A 25666-nucleotide genomic window follows, 5' to 3' on the forward strand; every position below is an offset into this window, starting at 1 on the left:
ATGGCCTGGAGCGTCAGAACCGTGGGCCTCGGCCTTGCAGGCGTCGCCCTGATCGGGGGGCTCGGATATGTCGCCTTCCGGGAGGACGCGGTCGCCGTGGACCTCGTCGAGGTCGCGCGCGGGCCGATGCAGGTGACGATCGACGCCGACGGCCAGACCCGCATCGAGGACCTCTACGAGGTGGCCAGCCCGATCACCGGGACCGCGCGGCGCGCCCCCGTGGAGGTCGGCGATCCCGTCGTCGCGGGCGAAACCGTGGTCGCGAGGGTCGAGCCGGTCAGCCCCTCGCTTCTGGATGCCCGCGCCCGCGCGCAGGCCGAGGCGTCCGTGGCCGAGGCGCAGGCAGCGCTCGACGTCGCGCGCTCGGAATTGCGCCGGACCGAGGAGGAGGAGGAGTTCGCCCGCCTCCAGTTCGACCGCACGCAGACGCTGGTCGATCGCGGCGTGTCGACCCTGACGCAGATGGAGACGGCCGCCCAGCGCCTTGCCGTCGCCGATGCCGCCGTCGCAGCCGCGCGCTCGCGGCTGGCCATGTCCGAGGGCGCGCTGGAGCGGGCGGAGGCCGCGCTTGTCGGCCCCGAGGGCGGCGCGGCGGTGGCGAACGATTGCTGCGTCACGCTGACCTCGCCTGCTGACGGGGTGGTCCTGTCCATCGGCACGATCAGCGAGCACCCGGTGCAGGCGGGCGCGCCGCTGGTGACGGTCGGCGATCCGCGCGACCTCGAGATCGTGGCCGACCTTCTGTCGTCGGACGCCGTGCGCATCGGGCCGGGCACCCGCGCCATCGTGGAACGCTGGGGCGGCCCCGACGCGCTCGAGGCGGTGCTGCGCCGGATCGAGCCCGCCGCCGAGACGCGCGTCTCCTCGCTCGGCATCGAAGAGCAGCGCGTGGACGCCATCTTCACGATCGAAAGCCCGCCCGAGGCCCGCCCCGGCCTCGGCCACGGCTTCTCGGTCTTCCTCAGGATCGTGGAATGGGAAAGCCCCGACGCGCTTCAGGTCCCGCTCGGCGCGCTGTTCCGGCGGCAGGCGGACTGGGCGGTCTTCGTGGTGGAGGACGGCGTCGCCCGCGAACGGACCGTGACCGTGGGGCGGCGCGGGCAGCGCACGGCGCAGATCACCGGCGGCCTCGAGGCGGGCGACCTGATCGTGACGCATCCCGGCGACAGCGTGGCCGACGGGGTGAAGATCGTGGACCGCTCCACGCTCTGACGTCGGCGCGGGCCGCGCCTCAGATCATCGGAAGCGCCTTGCGCACGAGATCGTCGAGATCCGCGCAGCCATCCCTCCGCGCGTGGGCCTTGAGTTCCTCGCGCATCTCGGGGCCCCAGAAGTCCTTCAGGTGGGCTGCCACCCGCTCGGCCTTGTCGGGGCAGGGCTGCGTCGCGAAGAAGGTCGCGATCTGGTTGGCCATGCGGACGAGTTTGTCATGCGACATCGCTTCTGCACTCCGTGATCCGCTCGGGATGGGAAAAGACCTCGACCGCGTCGCCCCGCGCGAAGGCCGCGATCGTGATGCCGGCCGCATCGGCCAGCCGCAGCGCATGGGCCGTGGGGGCCGAGACCGAAAGGACGGTGCCCGCGCCGGCCATCGCCGCCTTCTGCACCATGTCGACCGACACCCGGCTGGTCAGCACGAACGCGCCCGACGCCGCCGCGACGCCCTCGCGCGCGAGCGCGCCGATCAGCTTGTCGAGGGCGTTGTGCCTGCCCACGTCCTCGCGTGCGTGCGTGATGCCCCGCCCCGGCTGCACGAAGCCCGCGCCGTGGACCGCGCGCGTCAGGTCATGAAGCGGCTGGTGCGCCCTGAGCGCCTCGGCCGCGCGCACCAGCTCCTCGCGCCCGAACCGCGCGCCGCCCAGAACCTCCGGCAGGGGCCGCACCGCCTCGGCGAGGCTGTCGATCCCGCAGAGGCCGCAGCCCACCGGGCCCAGCATCGCCCGCCGCCGCGCGCCCAGCGCCTCGGCCAGCGCCTCGGCGACCCAAAGCCGCGCCTCGATACCGCCGGGCAGTTCGACCGCCTCGACGCTCTCGATCTGGTCCACGCGCGCCACGATCCCCTCGCTCAGCGCGAAGCCCGTGGCGAAGTCCCCTATGTCTGCGGGCGTGGCCATCATCACCGCCTGCGTCGAGCCGTTCACCGTGATCGCGACGGGCGTCTCCTCGGGCAGCGCGCGCGTGACGTCGCGCCGGCCGCCGCCGGCCAGCGCGGTGCCGAGGACGCCCGACGACGCCCGCGCGCGGGGGCCTCCGGCCATGCTCACTCCGCCGCCGGCAGGACGCGACGCGCCCGCGCCGACTGCTCGGCATAGGATTTCTGCCATTCCGTCGGCCCGTTCGACAGCGACACCTGCACCGCCGTCACCTTGTATTCCGGGCAGTTCGTGGCCCAGTCGGAGAAATCCGTGGTGATCACGTTGGCCTGCGTGCCGGGATGGTGGAACGTGGTGTAGACCACGCCGGGGCTGACCCGGTCGGTGAGCACCGCGCGAAGCGACGTCTCGCCGGACCGCGAGGCGAGCTTCACCCAGTCGCCGTCCTTGATCCCTCGCACCTCGGCGTCGTGGGGATGCACCTCCAGCACGTCCTCGTCGTGCCAGACGGTGTTCAGGGTCCGCCGGGTCTGCGCGCCGACGTTGTACTGGCTGAGGATGCGGCCCGTCGTCAGCAGGAGCGGGAAACGCGGCCCGGTGCGCTCGTCGGTGGGCACGTATTCCGTGACGATGAACCGTCCCTTGCCGCGCACGAAGCCGTCGACATGCATGATCGGCGAGCCCTCGGGCCGCGCCTCGTTGCAGGGCCACTGGACGGACCCCTTCTCCTCCAGCAGGTCGTAGGTCACGCCCGCGAAGGAAGGCGTGGTCGCCGCGATCTCCTCCATGATCTGAGCGGGATGGGTGTAGTGCCAGCCCGCGCGCCCGGCCTCCTTCAGCACGGCGTTGGCCAGAAGCTGCGTCACTTCCCAGTCGGCATATCCGTTCCGGGGCGCCATCACGCGGCGCACACGGTTGATGCGCCGCTCGGCGTTGGTGAAAGTGCCGTCCTTCTCCAGGAACGTGGACCCCGGCAGGAACACATGCGCATAGTTCGCCGTCTCGTTCAGGAACAGGTCGTGGACGATCACGCAGTCCATCGCCGCAAGCCCCGCCGCGACGTGCTTGGTGTCGGGATCGGACTGCAGGATATCCTCGCCCTGGCAGTAGAGCCCCTTGAACTGGCCATCGACGGCGGCATCGAGCATGTTGGGGATGCGCAGGCCCGGTTCGGGGTCGATCGCAACGCCCCAGGCGGCCTCGAAGATCGCGCGCACGTCGGCGTTCTTCACGTGCCGGTAGCCCGGCAGCTCGTGCGGGAAGCTTCCCATGTCGCACGAGCCCTGCACGTTGTTCTGGCCGCGCAGCGGGTTCACGCCGACGCCCTCGCGCCCGATGTTGCCCGTCAGCATCGCGAGGTTCGCGATCCCCATGACCGTGGTCGAGCCCTGCGAGTGCTCCGTCACGCCGAGGCCATAATAGATCGCCCCGTTGCCGCCGGTGGCAAAGAGCCGCGCGGCGGCGCGAAGCTCCTCCGCCGGCACGCCCGTCAGCATCTCGGTCATCTCGGGCGAGTGGCGCACGTCCCGCACGAACTCGGCGTATTCCTGGAACTCGTCCCAGTCGCAGCGCTCGCGGATGAAGGCCTCGTCATGGAGCTTCTCGTCGACGATCACATGTGCCAGGGCCGTCACGACTGCCACGTTGGTTCCCGGCCGGAGCGCGAGGTGATGGGCGGCCCTGACATGCGCCGACTTCACCAGGTCGATGCGCCTGGGGTCGATCACGATCAGCTTCGCCCCCTGGCGCAGCCGCTTCTTCAGCCGCGAGGCGAAGACCGGGTGCCCGTCCGTCGGGTTCGCCCCGATCACCACGACCACGTCGGCCTGCATCACGCTGTCGAAGTCCTGCGTGCCGGCCGATGTCCCGAAAGTCTGGCCCAGACCGTAGCCCGTGGGCGAATGGCAGACCCGCGCGCAGGTGTCGGTGTTGTTGTTGCCGAAGACGGCGCGCGTCAGCTTCTGTACGAGGAAGGTCTCCTCGTTGGTGCAGCGCGACGAGGTGATCACGCCCACCGACTTGCGCCCGTGGCGCTTCTGGATGCCGGCAAGCCGGCGCGCGGCGAAGGCGATCGCCTCCTCCCAGCCAACCTCGCGCCAGGGCTCCTCGATGCTCTCGCGGATCATCGGGTGCAGGATCCGGTCGGCGTGGTTGGCGTAGCCCCAGGCGAAGCGGCCCTTCACGCAGGAATGGCCCCGGTTCGCGCCGCCGTGCTTGTAGGGAACCATCCGCACCAGTTCGTCGCCGTTCAGCTCCGCCTTGAAGGAACAGCCGACCCCGCAATAGGCGCAGGTCGTGACGACCGAGCGCTCGGGCGTGCCGAGCTCGATCACCGACTTCTCCTGCAGGGTCGCCGTCGGGCAGGCCTGCACGCAGGCGCCGCAGCTCACGCAATCCGACGCGAGAAAGTCGTCCCCCGCCCCGCCTGCCGACACGCGGCTCCCGAAGCCGCGCCCCTCGATCGTCAGCGCGAAGGTGCCCTGCACCTCCTCGCAGGCCCGAACGCAGCGGTTGCAGACGATGCACTTGGCGGGATCGTAGGTGAAATAGGGGTTGCTGTCGTCCTTGGGCACCCACTCGGGGTTCATTTCCCCGGAGGTGTTCCGCGCCTCGAAATGGGTCGCGAGGCTCCCGCCCTCGGGCGCCTCGTAGCGCACGTCCCGCAGGCCCACCGCGCCCGCCATGTCCTGCAGCTCGCAATCGCCGTTGGCCGAACAGGTCAGGCAGTCGAGCGGATGGTCGGAAATGTAAAGCTCCATCACCCCGCGGCGGATCTTCTTCACCTTCGAGGATTGCGTGCGCACCACCATCCCCGGCGCCACGGGCGTGGTGCACGAGGCGGGCGTGCCGCGCCGCCCCTCGATCTCCACCACGCAAAGCCGGCAGGACCCGAACGCCTCCAGGCTGTCCGTCGCGCAGAGCTTCGGCACCCGGATCCCGGCCTCGGCCGCCGCGCGCATCACCGACGTGCCCTCCGGCACCGTCACCTCGAACCCGTCGATGGTCAGCCGCACGGGCGCGCCGGCCCTCACGGGGGTGCCCATGTCGCGATCGTCTCCGGGCGGATATGCGGGAATGATGAAGTCCTTCATGATTTCGGCTCCCTTGCCTGCTGGCCCACGGCTTCATCTTTCAAGAAATACGCGGGGGAGCGCGAGGGGGTGAAACCCCCTCGCTCCGGTCGCTGCCGCAGGCAGCGAACCCCCGATGCCCGAGGGCCGCGCGGACGCCCCCTCATTCCGCCGCCTCCCGCGCGCCCGCGAACTCGTCGGGGAACTGCTCCAATGCGCTCATCACCGGATAGGGCGTGAAGCCCCCCAGCGCGCAGAGCGATCCGTCCTTCATCGTCTCGCAGAGGTCGACGAGCAGAGGCAGCGCCGCCGCGTCGCCCGCCGCGATCCGGTCGATCGTCTCCACGCCGCGCACCGCGCCGATGCGGCAGGGCGTGCACTTGCCGCAGCTCTCCACCGCGCAGAATTCCATCGCGAACCGCGCGAGCCCCCTCATGTCGGCGGTGTCGTCGAAGACCACGATGCCCGCATGCCCGATCAGCCCGCCCGCGCCGTCGAATTCCTCGTAGCCGAAGGGCGTGTCGAACTTCGCCGGCGCGAAATACGCGCCGAGCGGGCCGCCGACCTGCACCGCCTTCACCGGGCGGCCCGAGGCCGTTCCCCCCGCCACCTCCTCGACGAGCCGCCCCAGCGGCATCCCGAAGGCCGTCTCGAAGAGCCCGCCGTGGCGGACGTTGCCCGCGATCTGGATCGGCATCGTGCCCTTCGAGCGGCCGAGGCCGAAGCCCGCGTAGTGCGCGGCGCCCTTCTCGAGGATCACGGGCACGCTCGCCAGCGAGATCACGTTGTTGACGACCGTGGGCCGGCCCATGAACCCCTCGAGCGCGGGCAGCGGCGGCTTGGCGCGCACGACGCCCCGCCTGCCCTCCAGCGAATTGAGAAGCGAGGTCTCCTCGCCGCAGACATAGGCGCCCGCGCCGACGCGGATCTCGATGTCGAAGCGCCGCCCCGAGCCCATGACGTCGCCGAGGAGTCCGGCCTCCCGTGCAAGGGTGACGGCGCGGCCCATCGCCTCGATCGCATCGGGATATTCAGAGCGGATATAGACGAAGCCCGTCTCGGCCCCCGTCCCGAGGCCCGCGATCGTCATGCCCTCGATCAGGCAGAAGGGATCGCCCTCCATCAGCATCCGGTCGGCGAAGGTGCCGGAGTCGCCCTCGTCGGCGTTGCAGACGACGTATTTCCGGTCGCCAGGCGCCGTGCGCACGGTCTCCCACTTGATGCCCGTCGGAAAGCCCGCGCCGCCGCGGCCGCGCAGGCCGCTTTCGCGCACCTCCGCCACGATCGCCTCGGGCTCCATCGCAAGCGCGCGGCGCAGGCCCGAAAGCCCGCCATGCGCCTCGTAATCCGCCAGGTCGAGCGGGTCGATCCGCCCCACGCGCGCGAAGGTCAGCCGGTCCTGCCGCGCGAAGAAGGGGATCTCCTCGACCGGGCCCAGCCCCTCCAGCGCGCCGTCGAGAAGCGCGGGCACGTCCTCGGGCCGCATCGGGCCGTAGCCGTGGCGCACGCCGTCGCGCTCCACCTCCACCAGCGGCTCGAGCCAGATCATCCCGCGCGAGCCGTTGCGCCGGATCTCGATCTCGAGGCCCCGCGCCGCCGCCTCCGCCTCGAGGGCGGCCACGATCCTCTCCGCGCCCAGCGCCTTCGCCGCGGCGTCGCGGGGAACCCAGATCCTCATCGCGTCACCTCCGAAAGCAGCGCCTCGGCGTCCACGCGCCCGCGCACCTCGTCGTCGATCATCGCCGCCGGGCCGCAGGCGCAAAGCCCGAGGCAGTAGACCGGCTCCACCGTGATGCGGCCATCGGGCGTGGTGCCGCCCCAGCCCAGCCCCAGCCGGTCGAGCACGCGGGCCGCAAGCGCGTCCGCGCCCACCGACTGGCACGCCTCGGAGCGGCAGATCCTGACGACGTGGCGGCCTGCGGGTCGCTCGCGGAAATCGTGGTAGAAGCTGATAACGCCGTGCAACTCGGCGCGCGTGATGTTGAGCGCGTCGCAGATCGGGCCGTGCGCCTCGCCCGGCACATGGCCAAAGCGCGCCTGCACCGCGTGAAGGATCGGCAGAAGCGGGCCCTCCAACCCCATGTGCTCGGCGATCAGGCTGCCGATCTCCTCGGGATCAGGCCTTGCGGCAACGGGGAACGTCGTGGCGTGGCTGGCAGGCATCTGCGGGCTCCGGGCTTCGTGCGCCCGCGGAGACTGCGCGGATCTTCATTCCCTTTCAATATCGCCGTTCCGTCATACGATAGAAAAATCGAATGAATGAAAGGCGACGCTTCAGCGCTTCGATGCGACCGTTTTCGTCGCCTGGCCAAGGGTTTCGGCCTCCGACAGCAGCGCCGCGAGGACCGGCGTGTGCGGCTCGCGGTAGGGCGCGACCAGGCCCACCGTATGAGTCGCGGTCTGCTCGTGCAGGGGACGCACGCTGAGACCGGGCGCCGCGGCCAGCATCTCGGCGATGTCGGAGGGCAGCACCGTCAGCCAGTCGCCCTGCTGGACGTGGGCGGCGAGAACGAGGGTGGAGTTCGATTCCACCTGCGCCTCGGTCGTGACGCCTGCATCCATGAAGTTCTGGTTGATGATCCGCCGGTTCTGCATGTCCGGCGTCAGCAGGCACAGCCTGCGACCGGCGAGGTCCGACCACTTCACCCGCTCCTTCGCGGCAAGGTCGCTGTCGTCGCGGCAGACCAGCGTGTAGCGCTCGCGGTAGATGGGCACCGTCACCACGCGGCCGAGCGGCTCGTTGTCGAGGTAGGACAGGCCCGCATCGATATCGAGATTCTCCAGCATGGCGAGGATCTCGGCCGAGGTCCGCGACAGGATCGTGAACCGCACGTTGGGGTGCCGCTCGGCAAAGCCCGCCGACAGGGCCGCGGCCCATGTCAGCGCGGTGGGGATGACCGCGAGGCGGACGTGGCCCGACAGACCGTGCCGCGCGGTACGCATCTCGTCGCGGAAGGTGCGCGCGTCCGACACCAGCCGGCGGGCCCAGACCAGCGCGCGCTGGCCCTCGGGCGTGAGGCCGCCGTAGCGGTGGCCGCGAAAGATCAGCTGCACCCCCAGCATGTCCTCGAGCTGCCGGATGCCCGTGGACAGCGTGGGCTGCGTGATGCCCAGGCTCTCGGCGGCACGTCCGAAGTGCTCTTCCTTGGCGACGGCCAGAAACATCTCGAGCTTCGCGATCATGATCGCGATCTTGCAATCATCCAGGCGGATTTCAATCGAAATTCCCGATCGAACGGGCGCGCGACCCCGGTTTGACCCCGGTCAAGGCGCCGCGGCGTGCGGACGGGCACCCTGTCGCGGAGCGAGACGTTCATTTCTGCGTCCAGGGAGGACGAATTCATGACCAGGCACGGAAACATCGCGATGACCGGAAACCTCATGTGGCTGGAGGACCTCCGCCGCGAGGACGTGCCGCGGGTGGGCGGCAAGAACGCCTCGCTGGGCGAGATGATCGCGACCCTCGGCGAGAAGGGCATCCGGGTGCCGGGCGGCTTCGCGACGACGGCCGACGCCTACCGCGCCTTCGTCGAGGCCAACGGCCTGGCCGAGGTGATCCGCGAGAAGATGGCGGCCCTCGACGAGCACCGGATCACCCTTCACGAGGCCGGCGAGGCCATCCGCAGCGCCTTCAAGGCGGGCCACTGGCCCGAGGATCTCGCCACCGACATCCGCGAGGCCTATGCGCAGATGTGCCGCGAGGCGGACCAGGAGGCCCTTTCGGTCGCCGTTCGTTCCAGCGCCACGGCCGAGGACCTGCCCGACGCCAGCTTCGCGGGCCAGCAGGAGACGTTCCTGAACGTGACCGGAGAGAAGGCGCTCCTGTCGGCGTGCCGCCGCTGCTATGCCTCGCTTTTCACCGACCGGGCCATCACCTACCGCAACCTCAACGGCTTCGACCACCTCGACGTCGCGCTGTCGATCGGCGTGCAGCGCATGGTGCGTTCCGACAAGGCGTCCTCGGGGGTGATGTTCTCCATCGACACCGAGACGGGCTGCGACCGCTTCGTGCTGATCACCGGGGCCTGGGGCCTTGGCGAGAACGTCGTGCAGGGCGCGGTCGACCCCGACGAATTCCAGATCTTCAAGCCATTCCTCGACGACCCCGCGCTTTCGCCCATCGTGGCCAAGGACCTCGGCGCCAAGGAGATCAAGATGATCTACGGCGCGAGCGGCGAGGCGCAGACGCGCAACGTGCCCACCTCCAAGGCGGAACGCGGCCGCTTCACCCTGACCGACGCCGAGGTGCTGTCGCTGGCGCGCATGGCCAGGACCATCGAGGCGCATTACGGCCTGCCGATGGACATGGAATGGGCCAAGGACGGCATCACCAACGAGCTGTTCATCGTGCAGGCCCGGCCCGAGACGGTTGAATCGCGCCGCGATTCCCATGTGCTGCAATCCTATGACGTGAAGCCCGCCGGCCCCGCGCTGCTGGACGGACTGGCGGTGGGATCGGCCGCCGCGGCGGGCCGCGCCTGCCTGATCCAGACCGCCGCCGACATCGACAGGTTCGTCGAGGGCTCCGTCCTCGTGACCTCGATCACGGACCCCGACTGGGTGCCGATCATGAAGAAGGCCGCCGCCATCGTCACCGACCACGGCGGCCGCACGAGCCACGCCGCCATCGTCAGCCGCGAACTGGGCCTGCCCGCGATCGTCGGCACCGGCACCGCGACCCACGACCTGCACGACGGTCAGGACCTGACCGTGTCTTGCTGCGAGGGCAACCGCGGGGTGATCTACGAGGGCATCGCCGAGATCTCGACGGACGACATCAGCCTCGACGACATCCCGCAAACGCAGACCAAGGTGATGGTGAACGTGGCCGACCCCTCCTCGACCACGCGCTGGTGGCGTCTGCCCGCCGACGGCGTCGGCCTCGCGCGGATGGAATTCCTCGTCTCCAACGTCATCCGCGCGCATCCCCTCGCGCTACTGGGATACGACGACCTGCGCGACGAGGCCGTGAAGGAGGCCATCGCCGAGCTGACCCGGGGCTACGACGACAAGACCGCCTACTTCGTCGAGACGCTGGCCCGGGGCCTGGGGCGCATCGCCGCGGTCTGGTATCCCAACCCGGTGATCATCCGCCTCTCGGACTTCAAGTCGAACGAATACGCCGAGCTGCTCGGGGGCCGCCTCTTCGAGCCCGACGAGGAGAACCCGATGATCGGCCTGCGCGGCGCATCGCGCTACTATTCGGACTTCTACCGCGAGGCCTTCGCGCTGGAATGCAGGGCGCTGAGGCTTCTGCGCGGCGAGATGGGCTTCGACAACGTCGTGGTCATGGTGCCCTTCTGCCGCTCGCCGGAGGAAGCCGACCGCGTCTGCGAGGTCATGGCCGAACACGGGCTGGAGCGGGGCAAGGACGGCCTGCAGCTCTATGTCATGACCGAGATCCCCTCGAACGTGATCCGGGCCGACGACTTCGCGGAACGCTTCGACGGCTTCTCGATCGGGTCGAACGACCTTACCCAGCTGACGCTGGGCATCGACCGCGACAGCGAGGCGCTGTCCGGCCTGTTCAGCGAGCGCGATCCGGCGGTGATGTGGATGATCGAGGAGGCGATCCGGCGGGCGCGTGCGAACGACCGCAAGATCGGGCTCTGCGGCCAGGCGCCGTCGAACGACCCCGAATTCGCGCAGTTCCTCGTGAAGGCCGGGATCCACTCGATCTCGGTCACGCCAGACAGCTTCCTCGACGTGAAGCGCAATGTGGCGGAGGCCGAGAAGGCGCGCGGCTGAGGGCAAGGCCGGGCCGCCGTCACTCGGCGCGCGGCCCCTGCCCCGCCAGGCCCGGCGGAGGATCCAGCAGCCGGACCTCGCGCTGCGGGAACGGGATCGAGACGCCGTGCTCCCGGAATGCGTCCCAGAGCGCGAGATAGACGTTGCCGCGGATGTTGGTCAGGCCCGCGGTCGGATCGCTGATCCAGAAGCGCAGGATGTAGTCCACCGAACTGTCGCCAAAGCCCGTGATGTGGCAGACGGGCGCGCGCGTCGTCAGCACGCGCTCCACCCCCTTGGCGGCCTCGATGGCGAGGCGGCGCACCATGTGCGGGTCGTCGCCGTACGACACCCCGAAATGGATGTCGAGGCGCACGAACTCGTTGGAATGGGACCAGTTGACCACCTGCCCGGTGATCAGGTCCTCGTTCGGGATGAGGTATTCCTTGCCATCCCGCGTCACCACGCTGACGTAGCGGGCGCCGAGCGAGTTGATCCAGCCGAACGTCTCGCCGAGCGAGATCACGTCGCCCGGCTTGATCGACTTGTCGAGCAGGATGATGATCCCGGACACGAGGTTCGAGACGACCTTCTGCAGGCCGAAGCCCAGGCCCACGCCGATCGCGCCAGACAGGACGGCGAGTCCGGTCAGGTCGAAGCCCACCGCGCGCAGGCCGATGAAGAACGCGGCCCCGTAAAGGACGACCTGCAGGACCTTCACCACGAGGACCTGCATCGAGGGCGAGATGTCCTCGTTGGCACGCACCCGCGAGGCCGTCGCATGGGCGAGTATCCGCGCCGCGCCCAGCAGGAGCGCGGTCACCACGACCGCCTTCAGGAGCGTCAGCATCGACAGCCGGAAGTCCCCGAATTCGATCGCCACGGCATCGAGCGCGGCCGAGACGGGATCGACGAGCCCCAGGAAATAGGCTGTTGCGTAGATCGACACGCCCCAGGTGACGATCTTGCGCAGCGCCACGTTGCGGATCGTCCGCGCCGCGAGCGAGATCACGAGCCACGCCGTCGCGATCGTCGCCACGAGTTCGAGGATGAAGCGCCGCGAGGTAAACGCCGTCGTCTCGGCCACCACGAGGACCGACAGCCATGCCAGCAGGACGAAGAAGATCAGCCCCAGGCGCCTGTGGACTGCCAGAAGCACGCGCAACTGCCACTTGGGAAGTCCTTCGAGCGTGTGCATCCACGCCGCCATCCGCGCACCGGCCCATCGCCTCAGAAGCCATGCCGCCAGCACGCAGCCGACAAGGATCGCGACCTGCGTCAGCCGCGAGGGCAGAAGCAGGTTCGAGAACTGGAGCGCCAGCGCGTCCCGGACGTTTCCGGCCTCGGCCAGCAGGGTGTCGAACTGGTTTTCCATGCACGCCGCCTTCGCTTGCCAGCATCGCAGCCACACGGCGCGGCGGCAAGCCAGCCCTGCGAGACGCCGCGCGTGGCCACGCGGTCGGCAGAACGACCCGGCAGGCAAAGGCCACGAAAACGGGCATGGGCACCGCAAGGCAACTCGGTGTGAGGGTACGCTTGAGCCAGGTTCGCTGAATGTGCTCGTGGTCGCGACAGCAATCGCGGAGCACATGCTCAACGTCTTGAAGCCTTCCGAAAAGGGATACTTAGTAGAACGCTACGGCTCGCCTTCCCGACATCGCCACCGAGGCCCAAAGACCGCACATGTGTTGTAGTGGAGCAATTGATTCGATAGTGCAAACAGCATATCGACCCCACAAAATCATAAGAAGCTGAATGCCATGAAAACACTCCTCCTGACCGCAGCAGCAAGTACGGTTTTGCTTGCTGGGACGCTCTTTCTTATCACTTCCGAAGACCGCGTCAGCAGCCAAGAAATTTCCCCACCCGCAGCGGCCTTGGCGTGCCGTGTCGTGACCGGGGGCGACGAGTGTGTCACTCCTGCGATATTCCAGCCACATGACAGCGAAATGGATTTCGTTGGCCAGATTTATGAGGTCGGCATGCCCGGCTTTGAGTTTTCAATGTATGGAAACAATCAAAGCACGACCTTAATAAATGGAATACCCTTTGCGCAGTACTGGCAATTGGACAATCCAAACCAATACGTTTTCCACCCCATGGTCTATGGGAGATTTGTGTTTAATAACGCAACAAACCGCGATTTCCAGAACAATATAGAAACGATAGCGTCAATCGTATCCGTCGACCTCCCCAACGGCGGAGCGGCACCCTATTATCCAAACCTTTATCCACTAAACAGGATGCGCGGTCCCGATCTAATGTATAGCTCAATAAGTCAAAGCGAGATTCTGGCTGGCTATATGCGTCTAGACCAGGAGATGCAGACCGAGACCAGCAACCAACTCCTCAATCAAGCTAAGTTGGCACTTCTCTTTCCATATGAGGAAGGCGGGGTTGACTTGGGGGTGGCGCAACTTGAACTCCCTATGTTCCGCTCCAATCCTGAGATCATTTTAAACGGATGGCTTCATGCACTTCTGCACCTGAATGATTACGCCATACAATATGATGACGATGAAGTTGCAGAATATGTGCGGCAGAATTTAGAGTTCTTCGTGGATAACCATGAAATATGGTACGACACTCAGCGCAATATAAGTCGATACTCCGATACATCGCCACACAGAATTATTGTGCAACTTTCCGAAGATGCATCAGACCCCCTGATCGTGTACCGAGCGAGAGACCCCAGACTGAGAAACTACATTCACATGGCCGTCGACGAAGCCGAAGGCGAATATTCTACCTTTGATTTTAGGGTCATTTCCCGACAGGGGCGAAGAATTACAATGGGAGTTACCTGTAGTGGTCTATTCGAGACATATCTCGTATCTACAGGCCCTTTCACCCTTCAAATAAGAGATGGAGGATATTCTCCTCTCCGCGCTTCTCCAGACGGCTCGGGCGATTGGCAGACACTTGATTCAGATTTGCAAGACGGCTTGAGTGTTGTTGAAATCTCACTGCCGGACAACCAAGAGCTTATCTGCGGTTATCCTACGAATTTCTCGAAAGCAAATGGAAGAAATTTCTACCATATGCAACACATCGTGGCGCTCCAGTATCTTTCTAGGGCGTCAGCCTACAGTGACCCATCTCTCAACCAGACCTTGCGCGCGATCAGCGCAGAGTGGCTGGCGGCGAATGAAAGATTCTTGCAAGGCACGGACCTTCAATTTGAGGACGCGCAAGCTGTGCTTGACAGTATCAACAGAGGGAAACTCCTGAACCAGTTTACAGACGTCGAGCTTCTTTTCGAGTAAGCAGAAGGCTTGGATGCCTCCTCAACGTTTGACTCACGGTCAAGGGTCGCAAGTCACTGTTTCCGAGCGTGAGACTTGGTGCCCCCAGAGAGCTTGTGTTCGAAAATCGAACCGCCTCGGAGAGATTATTTCTCAAGGGGTTACGCGCCAGCGCCTTCCCGAGTGTGGACCTGCACGGGACCGATTTGTGGACCCGTCCACGTGCCAGCTTGGGTCAGGGCTGCAGCCACGTCAACCACACTTCTGGGGGTCAAGGTGACTGGACCGGGCCGTAGCGGAAATTATTGCAGGCCAGTTGGGATAGGGTCGCGAGTACGTTGCTCGCTTCCACAGATGCGCCCGTAGAACGAAGCTGATATCGCTTTACGACGTCGTCGGGTTCCCTGCCCGATGTGTCCCACCCGTATTAGATCGGAGGAGCGCGAGTTGGATATCGTTGTGGGCGGGTTAAGCGTCAGTGAAGGTGTATGGGTGCCTTTCGCAGCAGCACTGATGGGCGGCGTACTATCGCTGTTCGGCTCATTTGTTGCGACGTGGCTTAACAACAGGACAGCCCGGCTGACACGCGAGGAGGAACTTGAGCGCATCCAAGCTGAGCGCGCATATGGAACTTTTCACAAGCTGTTTGATGCGTACAACTCGGCGGCAAACTTACGCGAGCAAATCAACGGGATGTTCGACGATGCTGCCGCCAATGGTGCGGAGGAGATGGAGCCATGGGCCAAGGTAACTGAGCTTGTCGGAGCACCAGACAATATTGAGCCCATCTCTCCGAGCGAGACGGCTTTCTTAATTTCGATGAAGAAGGCCGATCTTCTCAACGACGTACACCTGATCCAAAGGCGAATAGCCAACATCATGGCAGCAGTGGACAAATATGCCAGCCTCCGCGCAGAAATGCACGATTTCCAGATAGCCAATATGAGCGCGGGAAAATTAGGCGAAGGTACAGAGTTTATGGCGGAATTTCATGGCAACACAGCCCTTCATGCTGAGATGCTTACCTCCCGCCTCAACAATCTAGTCGGGCAAATCATGGAAATGATCGACTCGGATATTCCACGAGTTTGGGATGTCCTAGTTAGCTTCGAAGAGGCTGCGAGACAGCGATTCCGGCACCGCTTCCCAGAATTCAAGCTCGATAAGAATGAACCGTCATGATGGTGCGAGCGAATAGCGCCCCATCTGCTCTCGCCCAGCTAGTGAAGTCGTAGCGTTCACTTCACGAGTTGCGCAATCAACGGGCCCTGATACGTTGCGTTTGGCTCAACCTTTCGGCTGCTTTCATGTATGGACCTGAACAGATTGCACGGACGAAGATTGACGGCCTGCTCTCTGAAGCCGGATGGGTCCTGCAGGGCAAAGACAAGATGAACCGCAACGCGGCCCTCGGGGTCGCGGTTCGAGAGTTCTCGCTCCCAGCGGGGCCGTGCGACTACCTCCTGTTCGTGGAGGGGAAGGCCGCCGGTGTGATTGAGGCCAAGAAGGCCGGGGTCACCCTGAGCGGCGTCGCGGAGCAGTCCGAGAGGTATATGGCGAAGCTGCCCAACCACCTTGCGCGGTGGCAGGAGACGCTGCGTTTCGACTACGAAAGCACCGGGGATGAGACCTTCTTCCGCGACATGCGGGACCCGAAGCCGCGCTCGCGTCGCCTCTTCGCCTTTCACAAGCCCGAGACCCTGCTCGCATGGCTCAAGGAACACGACACGCTCAGGGGACGCCTGCAGGGCTTCCCGTCGCTGGACCCGAAGGGCCTTCGGGACTGTCAGATCGAGGCCATCACCGGCTTGGAGCGTTCTTTCGTTGAGGACCGCCCGCGCGCGTTGATCCAGCTTGCCACCGGGGCCGGAAAGACCTTCACCGCCTGCTCCTTCTCCTACCGCCTCATCCGCCACGGTGGCGCGAAGCGCATCCTCTTTCTCGTGGACCGGAACAACCTGGGCGATCAGACGCTCAAGGAGTTCCAGAACTTCCTGCCGCACGGGGCCGCCAACCGCTTCACGGACACCTACATCGTCCAGCACCTCCACTCTCACCGGATCGACCCGGATGCGAAGGTAGTCATCACGACGATCCAGCGGCTCTATTCCATGCTGAGGGGCAACGAGATCGCGCCCGAGGACGAGGAGCCCTCAGCCTTCGAGACATGGGCCGGGCAAGAGGGTGAGGTCCCGCCCCTCGCCTACAACCCCGAAATCCCCATCGAGACCTTCGACTTCATCATCACCGACGAATGCCACCGCTCGATCTACGGGCTGTGGCGGCAGGTGCTGGAATACTTCGACGCCTCGATCATCGGGCTGACCGCGACCCCCTCGAAGCACACGCTGGGGTTCTTCAATCAGAACCTCGTGGCGGAATATCCCTACGAGCGCTCCGTGGCTGACGGGGTGAACGTGGGCTATGAGGTCTACCGCATACGCACCCGCGTGACCGAACAAGGCGGCAGGGTGGAAGGCGCTGGGTTTCAGGTGCCCGTGCGGGACAAGCGAACGCGGGCCGTGCGCTACCGGGAGCTCGACGACGATATCGACTATACGGGGCAGGACCTCGACCGCTCCGTCGTCAACCCGAACCAGATCAGGACCATCCTGCAGACCTACAAGGACCGCGTCTTCACCGAGCTGTTCCCCGAGCGGTCAGGCGACTGGCTGCCGAAGACCCTGATCTTCGCCAAGGACGACAGCCATGCAGAGGAGATTGTCCTCGCCGCCCGCGAGGTCTTCGGCGAGGGCAACGAATTCGCCAAGAAGATCACCTACCGCAACACCGGCGAGGACCCGAAGGCGCTCATCAAGGCCTTCCGCATCGACCCCAACCCGCGCATCGCCGTGACCGTGGACATGATCGCCACTGGCACGGACATCAAACCCGTCGAGGTCCTGATCTTCATGCGCGACGTGAAGTCCGAGGGCTACTACGAGCAGATGAAGGGGCGCGGAGTTCGCACCATTCCAGGCGCCGACCTCAAGGCGGTGACGCCTGACGCGCAGACCAAGACGCGCTTTATCCTGATCGACGCGGTGGGGGTCTCCGAGACCAAGAAGTCGGCCTCCCAGCCCCTCGAACGCAACCGCTCCGTCAGCTTCGACGCGCTGATCGACCAGATCGCGCAGGGCCGCCGTGATGAGGATGCCCTCTCCTCCCTCGCCGCCCGACTCGCTGCTCTCGACCGCAAGCTCGACGACGAGGACCGCGCGAAAATCGCGGAACGCACTGGCGGCAAGACCCCGCGCGACCTCGCCAACGCGCTTCTCGACGCAATTGACCCGGACGAGCAACAGGCCGCCCTTGCGCGGACCCATGGGCCCATCACCACGCCTGACCAAGAGCGCGCGGTGATCGAGGCTCTGGTCGAGGAGGCCTGCCGCCCCTTCGACGACCCCGACACGCGGGAGCTTCTGAAACGCCTCAAACAACAGTCCGAGCAGGTGATCGACGAGGGCACCCCCGATGAGGTCACCGGAGCGGAGTTCCCGAGAGAGCTAGCCGAGGCGAAGATCGCCTCGTTCCGCGAGTTCATCGAGGCGAACAAGGACGAACTGACGGCGCTGCAAATCCTCTACAACCAGCCGCGGGGGCAGCAGCGGCTGACCTATGCGGCCATCCGGGAGCTTGTGGACGCCTTGACCGCGCCGCCCCTCTACCTCGCCACGCACAACGTCTGGCAGGCCTACAAGCGACTCGATGCGGCCAAGGTCCGGGGTGCGCCGGTGGACGATCAGCTTACCGAGGTGGTGTCCCTCGTCCGCTTCGCGCTAGGGCAGGAGGAGACGCTGGAACCCTTCGCCGACAAGGTGGAACAGCGGTTCAACCTGTGGCTCGGGCGCGAGAAGAAGGCGGGGCGGGAGTATTCCGAGGACCAGACCGGGTGGCTCCGCGCCATCGCGTCGTTTATAGCAGCCAATGCCGAGATAGGCCCGCGCGACTTCATGGAGGCCCCGAGCCTCACCGGGCGCGGCGGCATCGTGGCCGCGCGGCGGGCCTTCGGGGAGGGGTTGAACGACATGCTTGAGGACCTGCAGGGGGCGTTGGTGGCCTAAGCATGAGTTTCGGGGAGAACCTTGACGACCTCGTCGAGAACAGCACTAACAGACTGGTTGCGGCGCATCCCTCATGGGAGCGAGTTCGCCTAGGTGAAGTGGCGCAACTGGTGAATGGGTATCCTTTTAGCTCGACGGGCTTCAATTCCACCAACGGGACGCCGGTGGTCCGTATCAGGGACATTAGCCGAGGGCAGCCTGAGACACGCTTCGATGGTGATTTGACAGACACGAGAATCCCCTACATCGACAACGGCCAGATCGTCATCGGCATGGACGGCGACTTCAACTGCCGTATCTGGCAGGGAGGGACCGCACTTCTCAACCAGCGGGTCTGCACCGTTGATGCTGATGAGGACCTGTATTCCCAGAAGCTCCTTGCATTCGCGCTGCCGGGCTATCTGAAGCTGATCAACGACAACACTTCCTCGATCACGGTCAAACATCTCTCCTCGAAGACAGTTCAGGACATTCCACTTCCACTTCCTCCCCTCCCCGAACAGCGTCGCATCGTCGAGAAGATCGAGACGCTCTTCGCCCGGCTCGACAAGGGGGAAGAGGCTGTGCGGCTGGTGCAGGCGCTCCTGAAGCGCTACCGCCAGTCGGTCCTGAAGGCCGCCGTGATGGGGGAGTTGACCGCCGATTGGCGAGAGGCGAACCGCGACCGGCTGGAACATTGCAACGACCTCCTTGCCCGCATCCTGAAGACCCGCCGCGAGACCTGGGAAGGCCGGGGCCGTTACAAGGAGCCCGTCACGTTGGATACCTCGGGGCTGCCGGAGTTGCCGGAAGGGTGGGTGTGGGCGACGGTAGACACATTGCTGCGGGCTGGCCTTTCCAACGGTCGGTCGGTCCCCAATGGCCCGCCGAGCGGTTTCCCGGTGCTGCGACTGACCGCCTTGAAAGACGGTCAGATTGATCTGCGTGAACGTAAGGCTGGAGCGTGGTCCTCAACCGAGGGTGCGCCTTTTGCAGTCCAATTCGGTGACGTCTTGGTCAGCCGCGGTAACGGCTCGAAGACCCTTGTTGGTCGGGGAGGACTTGTCGGCGCTGTGCCGGATGCGGTCGCCTTCCCCGATACCATGATACGCATCCCGCTAAATCTTGAGTGCGTTGAGCCCAAATGGTTCCTTCAGATATGGAACTCTCCTTTCATGCGCGCGCAGATCGAAAGTGCGGCGAAGACGACCGCGGGAATTCACAAGATCAACCAAGGGGACATTTCAGGGTTCAAGGTTCCGGTTCCGCCAATTTCGGAACAGCGGAAGGCCTCAGAGGAGGTTGAGCGGTTGACCTCTCAGGAAGTAGCACTCTCGACTTGGAGCGAGACCGAACTCACCCGCTCCTCCGCCCTCCGCCAGTCCATCCTGAAACAGGCCTTCTCGGGCCGCCTCGTCCCGCAGGACCCCTCGGACGAACCCGCAAGCGCGCTGCTCGCCCGCATTCGCGCGGCCAGCACGGGCACACCCAAGCGCCGACCCACGAAGGCTACAGGATGACGTCTCCTCAAAACGCAGTTACCGGGCCCATGAACGACAGCCTTTCCACCGCGCAGATCGGGCGTGGCGGCGAATTACTCGTGCAATATCGGCTGCTCACCCTCGGCATCGAGTCGGCGGCCATGACCACGGATGCGGGCGTCGATCTGGTGGCCTATGCCCCCGGCATGTCGCATGCCCTGACCGTGCAGGTGAAGACGAACCTTCGCCCGAAGCCCGCCGGTGGCCGCGGGAAGCCCGCCCTTGACTGGTGGCTGCGCGAGGATAGCCCTGCGGAACTGGTGGCCCTCACCGACCTGTCTAGGGACAGGGTATGGCTGTTCCGTCACCACGAACTCGACTACCACGCCCAGCAACGATCTTCCGGGCGGCTGCACTTCTACTTCTACGTTGGAGACGCAAACCCGCGGAAAGGGCAGCGGGTCGAAGAAGACTTCGAGGCGTTCCGGCTCGAAAACCGGGTCGCTGAGGTTTTCGGCGTGTCCAGTCACATAGGCATTCGGAGTTCACGCTCCATGAAGAGCACGAGCGAGCTCATGAAAGAGTCACTCGCACTTGAAGCGAAAAAGAGTGAACAGATCGCCAAGCGGCTGATCTTTGAGCGAGAATACGACGAGAATATCGCGTCGCACTCTCATGTCATTTCACTCGCACTTTATGGTGCCATCATGCACGGCAGGCACCAACGCCGGGACTCAATAGCAGCACTCGAACTCCGAATTGGCCCAACGAAGGCCCGCGAAATCCTGTTCGGAACCGAAGACGACATACTCTCTTGGATTGACGGTGAGGACCTTGGCACAGCGGCTGCAAACCTCTTGGCGGTCACCGAAGAAGCTTTCAATTAGTGGGATCGACGTGACCAACGAACAGCTTGTCTCGAAAGTGTGGAACTACGCCCATGTGCTCCGCGATCAGGGTATCTCCTACGGCGACTACGTCGAACAGATCACCTTCCTCCTGTTCCTCAAGATGGATGCGGAGCGAGTGGAGTTTCTCGGCGAGCCATCGTCCGTCCCGCCCGAGTGGAACTGGACCGCTCTCGTCACGAAAAACGGCGAGGCGCTGGAGGCCCACTACCGCCACACGCTCGAAGCCCTCGCGCGCGAAGACGGGCTGATCGGCACGATCTTCCGCAAGGCCCAGAACAAGCTTTCAGACCCGGCCAAGCTCAAGCGTATCGTCAGCCTGATTGACAAGGAGGGCCCTTGGATTGGCCTGACGGTGGACGTGAAGGGCGAGATTTACGAGGGCCTCCTTGAGAAGAACGCCTCGGAGGTGAGGTCGGGAGCGGGGCAATACTTCACGCCTCGCCCGGTGATCGAGACCATCGTCCAGTGCGTCAACCCCCGCATCGGAGAGAGCGTCTGTGACCCGGCATGCGGAACCGGCGGATTCCTCCTCGCCGCCTACGACCACATGAAGGGCCAGACGCAGGACCGCACGAAGCTGCGAGAGCTACGGCACTCGTCCTTCCATGGCGTCGATATCGTGGACGAGGTGGTGCGCCTCTGTGCCATGAACCTCTACCTGCATGGCATCGGCAACGGGGGGAGCCCCGTGGTGCAGGGCGACGCGCTGGCCTTCGACGGCGGGCAGCGTTTCGACGTGGTTCTGACCAACCCGCCCTTTGGCAAGAAGTCGAGTTACAAGGTGATCGGTGAAGACGGACAGGTCTCGACCGAGCGGGAGAACTACGAGCGCGAGGATTTCAAGTTCACGACCTCGAACAAGCAGTTCAACTTCCTGCAGCACATCATGACCGTGATGGAGGCGAACGGACGGGCCGGGGTGGTCCTTCCCGACAACGTCCTGTTCGAGGCCGGGAGGGCCGGTGAGGGCATCCGCAAGCGGCTCCTTGAGCAGTTTAACTTCCACACGCTCCTGAGGCTGCCCACGGGCATCTGGTATAGCCCCGGCGTGAAGGCGAACGTTCTGTTCTTCGACAAGCGCCCCGCTTCCCGCGAGGTGCAGACGCGGGAGCTTTGGGTCTTCGACTACCGCACGAACGTCCACAAGACGCTGAAGACCAAGCGCCTCACGCGCGAGGACTTCGACGACTTCGTGGCCTGCTATCATGACCGGAAGGAGACTGAGCGTTTCCGCCGGTTCAGCTACGAGGAGCTAGTCGCAAGGGACAAGCTCAACCTCGATATCTTCTGGCTCAAGGACGACAGCCTCGAAGATCTGGACAGCCTCCCTGCCCCGGATGTTTTGGCGGCGGAAATCGTCGATAACCTTGAGGCGGCGCTTGAGCAGTTCCGCAGCGTTGCCGGTGAACTCGCCGAGACCTCCGAATAATTCATCGCACAGGTGTGAGAGCCGGAGATAAGGGAGACGGAACGCGCAGGCCCCCCCGGTGGGGCCCGCCGGTGACCTGCGATAGCTCCATCCGCGGGAACTTCCCATTAGTGCATGTTTTCAATGGCTTGACGGGTAGCCGCGGGTGACTCATGGTCCGCGTCATTCACCCAACCGTGGAGCATCGCCCATGATCATCTTCGCCTTCCGCCTTGGCCGCTTCGAGATCGTCGCCCAGAGCGAGACCCTGCCCGCCCGCACCACCGTCAGCCGCCCGGCAACGGGGGAGGTCATCCTCGATCTGCCCGGGGTCAGCCTCATGGTGACAGACCTCAAGGCCCGCGGAGCAGGCTGTAACATTCACAACGAACGTTGACATTAGCAACGCCTGTGGTAGGGGGGGCGCGTTACAGACACAACCTCCTGCCACGGGCCGACCCATGCAACAGTTCGTCACTTACACCCGCGTATCGACCAAAGACCAAGGCCGCACCGGCCATGGATTGGATGCCCAAGAGCGTGACCTGACCATCTTCCTTGAGAACTACGCCCAGGAACCCTTCGAGGTCATCGCCGCTTTCACCGACGTCCAGTCAGGTAAGGACAACGACCGTCCTGAGTTGTCCAAGGCCCTCGACCTCTGCCGGAAGACCGGGGCAACGCTTCTGGTCTCTAAGCTCGACCGCCTCTCCCGCCGGGTTTCGTTCATCGCAGGCCTTATGGAAGACAAGCGGGTCACCTTCCGCGTGGCTTCCATGCCGAATGCAGAAGCGTTCCAACTGCACATCTACGCGTCTCTTGCTCAGCAGGAGCGGGAGTTCATATCAAAGCGAACCAAAGCCGCGCTCGCGGCGGCGAAGGCCAAGGGCCAGAAGCTTGGGGGTCTGCGCGACACGACCGCAAAGCGGAATGCGGCGCTTCAATTAGAGGCGGAGAAGAGAGCCCGGAAGGTGGCCGATGTGGTGCAGCCGCTACGGGCCGCGGGCAAGAGCCTTCGGGAGATTGCGGAGGCCCTTAACGCGTCTGGGGTTCCGACCGCGCGCGGCGGGAAGTGGCAGGCATCGCAGGTCATGAGAACGCTTGAGCGGCTGAGTTGAGCCCCCGCGCAGATACGCAGATACGTTGCCAATTAACCCCCACATCAGCCCCAAACAAGGCGTGGGGCGGTCCGTCCGCTGGGCCTCTCGAAGGGGAACCCATGTAAGGGCACTAGAGGGCAATTAACCCACCCAACAGCCCCTAACAAACCGTCAGCTGCTCCGGCGGCGGCGAAAGCCCCTCCGGCAATTAGCCCACAACTCAGCCCTCAACAGACCGTCAGCCGCCCCGAGCGGCCCCTGAGCGCGCCCCTACCGGGGGGCACCTGCGCTCAGGTCTCACCAATCCTCCCCAGCCCCGCGAAGTAGGTCTACCCGATAGGCCGTGAGCAGCAGCCACAAGGCTCCGACAGAAAAGCTGGGTTGGGTGAGGTGTCCTTGCGAAGAAGTCATGACCTTGGTCGCCGCCCGCCCCTTCACACGGGTGGCGGTCCTTTTTCGTGCATGACCCCAGGACACCCTCGCCCGGCAGGATGCTCGCATCCGAGGATGCTCCGCCATCGCCGCCCTGCCCCTGCTCCCGCACAGTTCCAAGTGTCCGCGTGAGTGGGGGCGACAATCAATGAGTTTCGCTCTTTGGAGCAAAGGAACCGACCATGCGCAGACCGACCGAGACCACGTCCTTCATTCCAGCCCCACCGCGCCCCGGAAGAACGGGGGCCACGATGGAGGACAAGACCCGATACCAGCGCCGCCTCAACAAGATGATGCGCGCGCGCCTCCCGAACTACTGGTGCGCCGAACATCTCGACGGCCCCTATGGACCGGGGAGCAAGACCAAGGAATGGGGCACCATCCCCCTTCGAACCGAGACCATCGCGCTCGTGAAGCTTCTTCAGCAGCACCATACGGCCACCAAGATCGGCCCGAAGGTGTCCCTGACGGAGGTAGTGAACGCGCTTATTGAGGCGGGCCTCCCGGTCCTCCTTCGACAGGATGGCTGGCGGGTGTCGGGGGCGAGGGTCTGACCATGGCCATGTCCATCGACCCCGAAGCACCAAGTCGTGGACCAAGTGGGCCTGACCAAAGCTCCGCACCGGAGCGTGTCTCTAGACTGGCGCAGGGTCCCGCTCAAGGCCATCTAGCGGTTCCAAGCCCGTCGCCAGCCGGGAACCAAGTTGAGCCTCTGAGAGGCCTCCCAGCGACTCCGTGGGGCAGACAACACCAGCACCATGGCCACCGTTACCACCAAGCAGAAAGGGCCGACCATGAACGCTGTGGCCGACCATGACGGTCGCCCCCTCTTCGGGGAGGCCTTCACACATGAGACCCACGACTTCGAGGGCATCTGCATCGACGTCATCAAGACCGAAGGTCGCCTTTGGCTCTCGGCCCCGTCAGTCTTCAAGGCCCTTGGGTTCGAAGTGGACGGGGGCGGAGGAGGCTTCAACCGACGCCTTCGACGCGTCTCCCACCCAGACGCCATCAAGGTCGAGAAGACCCCCTTCCGGTTCACCGATGGTCGCCGCAATCGGAGCAGCCTCATCAGCCCAAGGGCGGTGACAATGTTCGCCGAGGCGAAGACCAAGGGTCGGAATCCGATCAAGGCGAATACCTTCGTCGCATGGATGGAGGCGACCCTCCTCGACGGGAAAACCGTGGAGCAACTCTCCCCTGAGTGGGCACCTCAAGTCACCCTGGAGCCCACCTTCCGGGCAGTCATCAAGGTCACTGATCAGGATGAAGCCGGATGCCCTCTCGACCCTCTGCGACCCGAGGGACCGTATTGGGGTTGTGGTCACTTCGGCCCGCTCATGGACGGAGAGATTAACTTCGAGGGACCGACGCTCTGGCGGAATGACACCACTGCGCAGATACCTCCCATCGACCTAGACGATAACGATGACTTCTGCCTCATCGACGAGACCGACATCTTTTGGGCGGCCAAGGAAACAAGGGCTCTCGGGAGAAACCCCGCACAAAATACCCCGCATTCCCTATAGAGGTATATACTCACCGGAGTGCGGGGTTTCCTCGACCTCGGCATCCGCCGAGATCACGACCAACCTCTAGCTGCCTGTGGTCGCACCCTCATGTGGGTCTCCTTCGTAACGACGGCCCACCTCATCATGCCCGACCAGTGCAGCACAAGCATCCCACCTCGATCATGGTCTTCACACCGGAGGTGCAGCATCCGGCTGCCCTTCAGGTGCCCACCATCACCACCACTGACAACTTCAAGGACACCCACCATGCCTGAATATCAGAGCGTGAGCGGGATGGAGCGGGCCTTAGAGACGCGCCTCGCACCCTCGGGTGCATGACGCGGACATCTTCTCCGAATGGCTGTGGAGCAACTCCGACCGTCTTGGGCGCGCTCGGGGGGCCACCCTCACGCTCATGACCGCCAATTCGACCGCGGGCATCGACCAGCTTGCGAGGGAGTTCGTGGAGAGCCTCGATCAACTCGACCAAGCGGCGGTGACCGAGGCGCTGGAAGATGCGGGCATTGCGTTCCGCAAGGACGGCGGGCGGGTCATCCTCATCCTGCCGAACGGGACTCAGGTGTCCTACGGGGTTGCCGTGATGCAGGGCCTCATCAAGGTCTCGCGCGCATGAGGACCGCGGC

The 25666-nt window shown here is 64.8% G+C and carries 20 protein-coding genes; 13 read left to right on the forward strand and 7 right to left on the reverse strand.

Going from position 1 to position 25666, the window contains the following annotated elements:
- On the forward strand, positions 1–1212 hold the full coding sequence (locus tag P6F26_RS06110; protein ID WP_278027772.1) for an efflux RND transporter periplasmic adaptor subunit: 1212 nt from the start codon (positions 1–3) through the stop codon (positions 1210–1212).
- A gap of 19 nt (positions 1213–1231) precedes the next feature.
- On the opposite strand, the gene P6F26_RS06115 is transcribed toward P6F26_RS06110, so the two are convergent.
- The 6 genes from P6F26_RS06115 to P6F26_RS06140 form a co-directional block, all read right to left on the reverse strand.
- Positions 1232–1438 (reverse strand): formate dehydrogenase subunit delta, encoded by a 207-nt coding sequence (locus P6F26_RS06115; RefSeq protein ID WP_278027773.1) that lies wholly within the window; start codon positions 1436–1438, stop codon positions 1232–1234.
- Positions 1428–2258, reverse strand: coding sequence for a formate dehydrogenase accessory sulfurtransferase FdhD (fdhD, locus tag P6F26_RS06120; RefSeq protein ID WP_278027774.1), 831 nt, complete (start codon positions 2256–2258; stop codon positions 1428–1430). Before fdhD ends, P6F26_RS06115 begins: the two co-directional genes overlap by 11 nt.
- A 2-nt stretch (positions 2259–2260) precedes the next feature.
- A complete protein-coding gene (fdhF, locus tag P6F26_RS06125) occupies positions 2261–5185 on the reverse strand; it encodes a formate dehydrogenase subunit alpha (protein WP_278027775.1) in 2925 nt (974 codons plus the stop codon).
- A 142-nt stretch (positions 5186–5327) separates the two neighbouring features.
- Positions 5328–6842: a formate dehydrogenase beta subunit gene (locus P6F26_RS06130; RefSeq protein WP_278027776.1), complete on the reverse strand. Its 1515-nt coding sequence runs from the start codon at positions 6840–6842 to the stop codon at positions 5328–5330.
- Positions 6839–7327: a formate dehydrogenase subunit gamma gene (locus P6F26_RS06135; RefSeq protein ID WP_278027777.1), complete on the reverse strand. Its 489-nt coding sequence runs from the start codon at positions 7325–7327 to the stop codon at positions 6839–6841. Before P6F26_RS06135 ends, P6F26_RS06130 begins: the two co-directional genes overlap by 4 nt.
- A 111-nt stretch (positions 7328–7438) precedes the next feature.
- Entirely contained in the window at positions 7439–8347 is a 909-nt protein-coding gene (locus P6F26_RS06140; RefSeq protein ID WP_278027778.1) for a LysR family transcriptional regulator, read from the reverse strand.
- Between the two features lie 159 nt (positions 8348–8506).
- Between P6F26_RS06140 and ppsA the strand changes: the two genes are divergently transcribed.
- Entirely contained in the window at positions 8507–10912 is a 2406-nt protein-coding gene (gene ppsA, locus P6F26_RS06145) for a phosphoenolpyruvate synthase (RefSeq protein WP_278027779.1), read from the forward strand.
- Between the two features lie 19 nt (positions 10913–10931).
- Here ppsA and P6F26_RS06150 read toward each other — a convergent pair whose 3' ends face one another.
- A complete protein-coding gene (locus tag P6F26_RS06150) occupies positions 10932–12266 on the reverse strand; it encodes a mechanosensitive ion channel family protein (protein ID WP_278027780.1) in 1335 nt (444 codons plus the stop codon).
- 385 nt (positions 12267–12651) lie between these two features.
- Between P6F26_RS06150 and P6F26_RS06155 the strand changes: the two genes are divergently transcribed.
- The 11 genes from P6F26_RS06155 to P6F26_RS06205 all read left to right on the forward strand — a co-directional run bounded on the left by P6F26_RS06155 (position 12652) and on the right by P6F26_RS06205 (position 25656).
- On the forward strand, positions 12652–14157 hold the full coding sequence (locus tag P6F26_RS06155) for a hypothetical protein (protein ID WP_278027781.1): 1506 nt from the start codon (positions 12652–12654) through the stop codon (positions 14155–14157).
- A 426-nt stretch (positions 14158–14583) separates the two neighbouring features.
- Positions 14584–15318, forward strand: coding sequence for a hypothetical protein (locus tag P6F26_RS06160; RefSeq protein WP_278027782.1), 735 nt, complete (start codon positions 14584–14586; stop codon positions 15316–15318).
- A 209-nt stretch (positions 15319–15527) separates the two neighbouring features.
- Complete coding sequence (locus tag P6F26_RS06165) at positions 15528–18200, forward strand: type I restriction endonuclease subunit R (RefSeq protein ID WP_278027783.1); 2673 nt, start codon at positions 15528–15530, stop codon at positions 18198–18200.
- Between the two features lie 2 nt (positions 18201–18202).
- Entirely contained in the window at positions 18203–19699 is a 1497-nt protein-coding gene (locus P6F26_RS06170; RefSeq protein ID WP_278027784.1) for a restriction endonuclease subunit S, read from the forward strand.
- A 29-nt stretch (positions 19700–19728) separates the two neighbouring features.
- A complete protein-coding gene (locus P6F26_RS06175) occupies positions 19729–20547 on the forward strand; it encodes an FHA domain-containing protein (protein WP_278027785.1) in 819 nt (272 codons plus the stop codon).
- A gap of 10 nt (positions 20548–20557) precedes the next feature.
- Positions 20558–22000: a class I SAM-dependent DNA methyltransferase gene (locus tag P6F26_RS06180; RefSeq protein WP_278027786.1), complete on the forward strand. Its 1443-nt coding sequence runs from the start codon at positions 20558–20560 to the stop codon at positions 21998–22000.
- Positions 22001–22190: 190 nt separating this feature from the next.
- Positions 22191–22376, forward strand: a complete 186-nt coding sequence (locus tag P6F26_RS06185) for a hypothetical protein (protein ID WP_278027787.1) — start codon at positions 22191–22193, stop codon at positions 22374–22376.
- A 64-nt stretch (positions 22377–22440) separates the two neighbouring features.
- Positions 22441–23097 carry a recombinase family protein gene (locus tag P6F26_RS06190; RefSeq protein WP_278027788.1) on the forward strand — a complete coding sequence of 219 codons (657 nt, stop codon included), beginning with the start codon at positions 22441–22443 and terminating at the stop codon, positions 23095–23097.
- A gap of 596 nt (positions 23098–23693) precedes the next feature.
- Positions 23694–24065, forward strand: coding sequence for a hypothetical protein (locus tag P6F26_RS06195; RefSeq protein WP_278027789.1), 372 nt, complete (start codon positions 23694–23696; stop codon positions 24063–24065).
- Positions 24066–24269: 204 nt separating this feature from the next.
- Positions 24270–25040 carry a hypothetical protein gene (locus P6F26_RS06200; RefSeq protein WP_278027790.1) on the forward strand — a complete coding sequence of 257 codons (771 nt, stop codon included), beginning with the start codon at positions 24270–24272 and terminating at the stop codon, positions 25038–25040.
- A gap of 397 nt (positions 25041–25437) precedes the next feature.
- Positions 25438–25656: a hypothetical protein gene (locus P6F26_RS06205; protein WP_278027791.1), complete on the forward strand. Its 219-nt coding sequence runs from the start codon at positions 25438–25440 to the stop codon at positions 25654–25656.
- Positions 25657–25666 lie beyond the last annotated feature (10 nt).

The organism is Roseicyclus salinarum (assembly GCF_029624655.1).
In the GTDB taxonomy this organism is placed as follows: domain Bacteria; phylum Pseudomonadota; class Alphaproteobacteria; order Rhodobacterales; family Rhodobacteraceae; genus Roseibacterium; species Roseibacterium salinarum.

What these genes read in the sequence shown, in the direction of transcription:
- P6F26_RS06110 (WP_278027772.1), top strand. Translation starts at nt 1, where the DNA reads ATGGCCTGGAGCGTCAGAACCGTGGGCCTCGGCCTTGCAGGCGTCGCC.
- P6F26_RS06115 (WP_278027773.1), bottom strand. Translation starts at nt 1,438, where the DNA reads ATGTCGCATGACAAACTCGTCCGCATGGCCAACCAGATCGCGACCTTC.
- fdhD (WP_278027774.1), bottom strand. Translation starts at nt 2,258, where the DNA reads ATGGCCGGAGGCCCCCGCGCGCGGGCGTCGTCGGGCGTCCTCGGCACC.
- fdhF (WP_278027775.1), bottom strand. Translation starts at nt 5,185, where the DNA reads ATGAAGGACTTCATCATTCCCGCATATCCGCCCGGAGACGATCGCGAC.
- P6F26_RS06130 (WP_278027776.1), bottom strand. Translation starts at nt 6,842, where the DNA reads ATGAGGATCTGGGTTCCCCGCGACGCCGCGGCGAAGGCGCTGGGCGCG.
- P6F26_RS06135 (WP_278027777.1), bottom strand. Translation starts at nt 7,327, where the DNA reads ATGCCTGCCAGCCACGCCACGACGTTCCCCGTTGCCGCAAGGCCTGAT.
- P6F26_RS06140 (WP_278027778.1), bottom strand. Translation starts at nt 8,347, where the DNA reads ATGATCGCGAAGCTCGAGATGTTTCTGGCCGTCGCCAAGGAAGAGCAC.
- ppsA (WP_278027779.1), top strand. Translation starts at nt 8,507, where the DNA reads ATGACCAGGCACGGAAACATCGCGATGACCGGAAACCTCATGTGGCTG.
- P6F26_RS06150 (WP_278027780.1), bottom strand. Translation starts at nt 12,266, where the DNA reads ATGGAAAACCAGTTCGACACCCTGCTGGCCGAGGCCGGAAACGTCCGG.
- P6F26_RS06155 (WP_278027781.1), top strand. Translation starts at nt 12,652, where the DNA reads ATGAAAACACTCCTCCTGACCGCAGCAGCAAGTACGGTTTTGCTTGCT.
- P6F26_RS06165 (WP_278027783.1), top strand. Translation starts at nt 15,528, where the DNA reads ATGAACCGCAACGCGGCCCTCGGGGTCGCGGTTCGAGAGTTCTCGCTC.
- P6F26_RS06170 (WP_278027784.1), top strand. Translation starts at nt 18,203, where the DNA reads ATGAGTTTCGGGGAGAACCTTGACGACCTCGTCGAGAACAGCACTAAC.
- P6F26_RS06175 (WP_278027785.1), top strand. Translation starts at nt 19,729, where the DNA reads ATGAACGACAGCCTTTCCACCGCGCAGATCGGGCGTGGCGGCGAATTA.
- P6F26_RS06185 (WP_278027787.1), top strand. Translation starts at nt 22,191, where the DNA reads ATGATCATCTTCGCCTTCCGCCTTGGCCGCTTCGAGATCGTCGCCCAG.
- P6F26_RS06190 (WP_278027788.1), top strand. Translation starts at nt 22,441, where the DNA reads ATGCAACAGTTCGTCACTTACACCCGCGTATCGACCAAAGACCAAGGC.
- P6F26_RS06195 (WP_278027789.1), top strand. Translation starts at nt 23,694, where the DNA reads ATGCGCAGACCGACCGAGACCACGTCCTTCATTCCAGCCCCACCGCGC.
- P6F26_RS06200 (WP_278027790.1), top strand. Translation starts at nt 24,270, where the DNA reads ATGGCCACCGTTACCACCAAGCAGAAAGGGCCGACCATGAACGCTGTG.
- P6F26_RS06205 (WP_278027791.1), top strand. Translation starts at nt 25,438, where the DNA reads ATGACCGCCAATTCGACCGCGGGCATCGACCAGCTTGCGAGGGAGTTC.